2 protein-coding genes are annotated in these 2869 nt (G+C 46.8%); both read left to right on the forward strand.

Translation table 11 applies throughout. The annotated features are described in order from the left end of the window. Positions 1-595 (forward strand): hypothetical protein (locus QCH34_RS10090; RefSeq protein ID WP_300333643.1); only part of this gene is annotated, 595 nt, incomplete at its 5' end. A gap of 457 nt (positions 596-1052) precedes the next feature. Then, entirely contained in the window at positions 1053-2411 is a 1359-nt protein-coding gene (locus QCH34_RS10095; protein WP_300333646.1) for a hypothetical protein, read from the forward strand. Positions 2412-2869: the final 458 nt, after the last annotated feature.

Here is a 2869-nt window from a genome sequence, read left to right on the forward strand (position 1 = left end):
AACCGAGGAGCCAACCGAGGAGCCAACCGAGGAGTCAACCGAGGAGTCAACCGAGGAGCCAACCGAGGAGTCAACCGAGGAGTCAACCGAGGAGCCAACCGAGGAGCCAACTGGGGGGCCACAGGGAGAGGATCTCGAGATATTACTGCCGGCCACCATGGAACGCCTCGGTGAGTTCAATGTAACACTGCATTCGGGAGACTCCTTTGAGGTGCAACCTGTCAACCGGAACGATACGATTGAGGTCGATCGCACCACACCCCTCGGTGCGCTTGACGCAGTCTATAGGGAAGGTGGATTGAATTATTCTACTTACTATTGCCTGCTGGAGAAGGAGCTGGAGATCGATAGCATCGAGGATATCGAGACGACATACGAATCGGCGTGGGTGGTATATTACGAGGATGATGAGAGTGTTTACTATGTCTGGAATGCGACGAGCCACAAACTATCAGACGGAGAAACTTTCTGGTTGATCTATATTCACCCGGAGCCCGACAATCGATTTGAAGAGGATATCGCAACTGCAACGCATGGGTTGTCAATTACCACGACCATCCAGTCGGAAAATGACTCTGCAGCTGGGGGGGGTTAAGTTCAATGATGTCTTGTTTGTCAGCTCTGAGATCGAAGCTGGCAATGGTATTGTTCACATTATCTGTGCAGTGCTGATCTCGCCCGAGGATGACAATACGCCGGAAGGAAACAAAAAATGAAAATCCGTTGAACGATGAACGCGGCCGCAATTGTGGTCGGCTATGGTGTCGGTGACAACCGATTCACATCTACCATACGGTGGTGAACCGGTTCTCAACCTCCCAAAAAGGAGAAAATGACTCTCGAAAATGCATGCGCTCCCATGGCGGGTGCTTCAGGGGGAGAATTTTTCGGCTTGTGACCATGTGTATCTAGGATATCTTGAGAATGTGGTGGCAGACTGTCTGATTTCATGCCGTCCTGAAGTTGGTATATGCTGGAAACCTCTCAAATGAGGTGACGTTTCGCATCAACTCTCCATGGGCCGACACTTGAAGAAGGTTTGTGGTGTGATCATGTATGATGATAGAATACTTGTGGTAGTGCTGATATGTTCTCTGCTGTTCTGTACGATGTGCATTGTTTCTGCAAGTGCATTGGTGGGAAATGTGGATGGATCCTCGCCAGGTGATGAGATATGGATGGATGGCACCCCTCCGGTCTCTGAAATATTCAAAGAGCTAAATGAGACGTATCCGTTCACCGAAAATCTAATTGGAGCAAACAGTCTGAAAAAAGAGGGATATTCGATCGGCGATGAGGAAACATTTGATTGTTCTGATATGATTGAAGAAAAGTTATACAGAATCAACGCAACATGTGAAGCAGTCGGTGACTATTGCTACATATTCGTTGAAGAAAATCAAATATTGCCTGAGGCGAATGCCATCGCCGACGTGTTCGATGACGTTATCTACCCTGAGGATACGAAAATATTCGGAAATCCGCGTGATGTTGATGGAATTTCCCGGATATTCATTCTTTTCCTCGATTTCACGTCTGAGTCGGACATCGGAGAATCTGAATCATCTTGTTGTGGATATTTTCACCCAAAGATTGGGGACACTACCGATATTATACATATCAATGTCGATAATCCAGAGGATGAAATAAAGTCCACCATCGCCCACGAATTCCAGCACCTTATCCATTACCGTCATGACCCGAATGAAACGCGTTGGATTAATGAGGGCTGTGCTATGTATGCTTCATTTGCCTGTCTTGATGTCCCGCAATACTCTCATGTTTACGAATACATGAGACTGCCCGATGCCCCGCTTGTGGCGGCCGATGTGCGATTTTTATATACCCGGGAGAATATGGCCCACTATGGGGCAAGTTATCTCTGGACCCTATACCTCTCCGAAAACTTCGGCGATCTCTCGAATCGGTCCGGACATGAGGGATTCATAAAGGATCTCGTCGAAAACAAAGAACATGGTATACCGGGAATTGATGCGACGCTTGCTCTCCACGGGTACGAAGAACGCTTCGATGACATCTTCAAGCAGTGGGTGGTTGCGAATTATCTCGAATCTGAAGGAAAAGATCCTCCGTTGGGATACGCATCGCTCAATTTACCACACCAGCCTCCAGCCAGAGCCGGACGCGCAGACCTCAGGGAATTGGATGTTTCCACTTTCTCGTTCCCGGAGAAAAAAATGCATTCGTGGTCTGCCGCGTATTATGAAATAAAGACAGACGATCCGGAGAGGATTACCTGTACCAATGATAGGGGCTTCTGGAATACGAGTTTTGTCAACGAGCACGGGAATGTCGTCATCGTCATCTCACCTCTCGACGATCACGGCAACGTCACATTGACCGTTTCGGAAGAACATCTGTTTGTACCCGTAGATTTTGATGAGGAATGAAAAAGAGAATCATCTCTGGAAGATACTGGTAGGAGGGAACCGAATACTGGGTGCAACAAGAATTGATTTGCCGGTATTATGTGCGAAAGGCCATCGCGCAACAATCATTCACCTCCATTTCATCGTTATCGAAATTACAGGTCTCCTAACCCAGCAAGCTACCGACATCAGCGTGTACATCCTCGCTAGCAATTGGTTTATAATTCCAACAAAAGATAGAATAACTGTCGCTCGATAGGGGAATTTCTGAAGGATTATATTTCATATCCCTTGAAATCTGCAGGGAATCCCGTCTTTACTTATAGAGAGTGTGCAATTCCATGGTCTGCCCGGTTCTCTTGAATGTTCTCATTTTAACCAAAGGACAAATTGCTCATCAATGAATATGTTAATATTTCCCGAAGTCTTATTGTATATGCACAAATCACAGTGCATCGATGGTCTAGTGGCATGACTTT

Source organism: Methanocalculus sp. (assembly GCF_029762515.1).
Classification (GTDB): Archaea; Halobacteriota; Methanomicrobia; order Methanomicrobiales; family Methanocorpusculaceae; genus Methanocalculus.